2 protein-coding genes and 1 pseudogene are annotated in these 3,955 nt (G+C 58.6%); all 3 read right to left on the bottom strand.

The window, feature by feature from the left end; genetic code table 11:
• Positions 1–36: 36 nt before the first annotated feature.
• The gene (locus AB4043_RS20460) at positions 37–2,001 is read right to left on the bottom strand and encodes a beta-L-arabinofuranosidase domain-containing protein (protein WP_442307930.1); all 1,965 of its coding nucleotides are present in this window, start codon (positions 1,999–2,001) and stop codon (positions 37–39) included.
• Positions 2,002–2,578: 577 nt separating this feature from the next.
• Positions 2,579–2,794: a hypothetical protein gene (locus AB4043_RS20455; protein ID WP_442307929.1), complete on the bottom strand. Its 216-nt coding sequence runs from the start codon at positions 2,792–2,794 to the stop codon at positions 2,579–2,581.
• A gap of 56 nt (positions 2,795–2,850) precedes the next feature.
• Positions 2,851–3,894 (bottom strand): annotated as a pseudogene (gene htpG, locus AB4043_RS20450) (molecular chaperone HtpG); the annotation flags it as partial.
• Positions 3,895–3,955: the final 61 nt, after the last annotated feature.

The following is a 3,955-nucleotide window of genomic DNA, read 5'->3' as shown; positions in this document are numbered from 1 at the left end:
GGGCACCCAGTTCCGAGGTCAACTCGCCGATACGCTCTAACTATTCTCCTTCAACCGTGGAAAAGATGTAATGCGCAGCTTGGCCGCGGCGTACGGGATCAACGAGATCGTCCCTTCCTTCTCTGCACTCTCGACCGGACTCTCCGGCACAACGCCGGCTGTCCCTTCACTCGCCATCCACGAAGGCAATAGCTTCGCCTTCACCTTCAAGTGCGTCGGAGTTCCTTCGGCCGCGAATGGGCGGTCTCCCAATGCATGTTCCGTCAACGTAATCTTCTGCGATGGAGCTGCGGGGTCAACCGCGAGCGCATAGTTCCAGCGCGAGCTCGGATACACCTGCCAGTCCGCCGTCATACCCCGGTCGCGGAGCTTCAGCCAGTCCTGACCGATGCTGTAAGAAAAGACCAGCGGCCCCCGCTCTACCGAGACCGAGTTGTTGAAGCCCGTGATAACGCGAGGCTGCATGGGGAAGTTGATGGTGACCACATCCCCCTGCTTCCACTCCCGCTCCACACGCGCGAACGTGCCGGCCTTCGGTGCATTTTCCTTGTGGCCATTCACCAGGATCTCTGCACCCTCTGCCCAGCCGGGAACTCGTAACAGGAAAGGAAACTTCACCGGCTTCGACGGATTGACGGTCATGCGGATACTGCCGCGGAAGGGATACTCCGTCTCCTCTGCGATATGGACGTTAGTTCCCTGCAGCTTGAGCTGGGCCTCGCACGGGCTGTACGCCGCGGCCACGATCGCGCCTTGAGCTGAGGTCATGAACAGATTGGCTGCGAACTTCGGCCATCCCTGGCTGAAGTTTGCGGTACAGCAACCGAAGTGCGGTTCCAGACCGTAGAGATTCGATTCCGGACCGTTGGTCGACCATGGCTCCTTATGCAGACTGCACTCAACCTGGTTGGGTTGCTGGTCATACTGATGCGCCCACATGTCATCCGTCATGGTTCCGGGCAAGGCATTGAAGGCCAGCTTCTCGAGCCGGTCTGCAAGCGAGGCATCGCCCAATACAGCCAGCGACTGCTCCAGCGAGTACATGTACTCCACCACCGTGCAGAGCTCCGATCCCTGCGATGGGCTCCGGCCCGCGAGATGCTCGTCGCAGGAGAACATTCCGTTGGGAAGGCCGTGATATCGATCGAGCTCCGCAATCATCTTCAATACGGCCTGCCGGTCGGCATCGGCGCCGGTGACCCGCGACCAGATGGCTCCTGTCTTGACGGCCTGTCCGTTGTTTACGCCATGCGTCGCGAGCTTGATGTCTTTGAAGCCCGGCGTCTTCTCCATCTGATCGAGATGGGCGGACGACATCTTCTCTTTGTATTGAAAGTTCTCGTACTGCGCCATCCAGTCGTAACCCTGTGCGCGTAGAAGCTTTGCGAGATCAAGCAGCGCTGGATCAGGTGCGCGATCGTAGAGCCACAGCACCGTCAGCACCTGGTCCTGCCAGCGAAATCTTCCCCATGAGGTGAGCGGCCGATTCGGCAGCGCTACGAGCTGGTACTTGAAGTAACGCTGCATCATGGGAATGACGCGGGGATCGGCCGTGGCCTCCTGATACTGGGCCAGCGCCTTGAGCATAACCATGCGCGGCCACCAGTCATTGTTCGAGGCCGGTCCAAACATGCCGTCTGCAGTCTGACTCTTGAGCGTCCAATCCACGAACCGCTGCGCCTTCGCCTTGAGGCGTTCATCACCGAGGAGATACGCAAGCGGGATCAGACCATCCAGAAAATATGGCCCGCGTTCCCATGATTCGCCGGTGCCGCCGAGCCAGCCGCTCTTGGGGCCAACGTCAGGCCAGGTCTCATCCAGATGTCCGCTGAGCCCATTCGCCTGTATCTCCAGTTGGTGCCTGAGCCATCCCTTGGGCTGGACCCTGCCCAGCGGAAGCAACTGGAATTCACCTGCACGAATGGACTTCGCTGGATCGCCTAGCCAGTCAAATGACGAAGCAAGTGCTGGTGATGTCGAAGYGAGTCCAGCATACTTCATGAACTGCCGACGACTAAGGCCTGAACGAAAACGGGGGAACAAATCTGCCTCCAAAACACAGCGCGAGAATGCTGCCGCAACAGTCTAGCCTTGGATGGGTGGAGACGGCCAATGAGCGTTAGGCTGTATCGACAAATTCTGAGCCAATCTTCGGAAGTAGATTTGACCTCAGCGGCTAAAGCCGCGTCTCTACGGGCTTCTATATGGGACGGCTGAAGCCGTCCCCTTAAGCAAGGCATTCGCACCTGCGTGCGAAATGGTTGCGCCAGCGCAACGATCATAGAGCAATGTAGTGACGCTCGATCTGCGGCAACCCTCTGCCAACTTCACTGTATCCGGATGAACCAATATGGAAGAGATGCCCAGCAAACAAACTCGCCTCTTGTTCGCGCAGCGCGCGAATGTCTTGTTTAAGGGCACGGCTTCAGCCGTGCCGAAACAGCCCGGGCAAGTGCGGCTTTAGCCGCTGAGGGCAATCTTGTGGAGAAGCAGATTTCTCCGCTGCTCTTCAACCCCTGAAGCAACAATGCATAACGCCTCCCCTATGGGAGGCGTTATGCGTGTGCATGTGTCTGGTTTAGATCGATTGGTTCAACACCCGGTTCAACCGCTGCACAAAGGTAGCTGGGTCTTTCAGCGGCACACCTTCAAGCAGCAGAGCCTGATCGAAGAGCAGCCAGGCGGCGTCTTCGACCTTGCCGTTGCTGGGATCGGCCAGCAGCTTGCGGATAATCTCGTGATCGGGGTTGATCTCGAGTGTTGGCTGCAACTCCGGCAGGTTCGTCTGTCCCATCGCCCGTCGACGTCATCGTCAAGAATCAGGACCTCAATTCCCTTCTTCTTGTAGATCTCAAGCAAAGGCGAGTTCCGCAGCATCGACTCGGTGCCGCCGGTGATGTAGTAGAGCGCCTTTTGCTCTGGCTGCATGCGGTCCTTCGCCTCGGCGAGCGAGGTGAGCCCCGCAACCTTCGACGACTTGAAGCGGATCAGCTCCAGCAGCGTCTCGCGATTGGCGAAGTCGCCGTAGAGGCCTTCCTTGAGCGGGCGGTTGTACTCGGTGATGAACTGCGCGTACTTCTCAGGATCGTTGTTCGCAATGGTCTTCAGCTCAGAGAGGATCTTCTTGACGCTGGCAGTCTTGATGCTGGTGAGCACCTTGTTCTGCTGCAGGATCTCGCGCGAGACATTCAGCGGCAGATCTTCCGAGTCGATAATGCCGCGGACGAAGCGCAGATACTGCGGCAGCAGATCCCGGGAGTCGTCCATGATGAAGACGCGTTTGACGTAGAGTTTGACGCCGCCCTTGTAGTCGGCCTGGTAGAGATCGAGTGGGGCCTTGGCCGGTATGTAGAACAGCGTGGTGTACTCGAGTGTGCCCTCGGCGCGGGTGTGGAACCAGAAGAGGGGATCCTCCCACTCACCGGCGATCGACTTGTAAAGCTCCTTGTAGTCGTCGTCGGTAAGCTCAGACTTCGAGCGGCGCCACATGGCGCTGGCGGCGTTGACCTGTTCGGTGGTGCGGGTCTTAATCGACTCCTTCTTTTCGTCGTCCCACTCACTCTTCTCGTAGGTCAGGAAGATGGGGAAGGCGATGTGATTGGAGTACTTCTTGACGATCTCCTGCAGACGCCAGCCGTTGGCGTACTGCGCTCCCTCGTCGTTGAAGTGGATCAGGATCGTGGTTCCGGCTGCCTTGCGCGCAGCATCGCCGGTGACCTCTTCGATTTCAAAGCCGGTCTTGCCATCGCTGATCCAGCGATAGGTCTTCTCTTCCCCAGCCTTGCGCGAGACGACCTCGACCTKGTCGGCSACCATGAAGMCGGAGTAGAAGCCGACGCCGAACTGSCCGATGAGGTTGGAGTCTTTACGGTCATCGCCGGAGAGCTGCGACAGGAAGTTCTTCGTGCCGGAGCGGGCAATGGTGCCGAGGTGCGAGATCAGGTCTTCCTCGCTC

The sequence above is a fragment of the Terriglobus sp. YAF25 genome (genome assembly GCF_052113305.1).
GTDB lineage: Bacteria > Acidobacteriota > Terriglobia > Terriglobales > Acidobacteriaceae > Terriglobus.
This window is presented reverse-complemented; position numbering and strand designations above follow the sequence as displayed.

What these genes read in the sequence shown, in the direction of transcription:
- AB4043_RS20455 (WP_442307929.1), bottom strand. Translation starts at nt 2,794, where the DNA reads ATGGGACAGACGAACCTGCCGGAGTTGCAGCCAACACTCGAGATCAAC.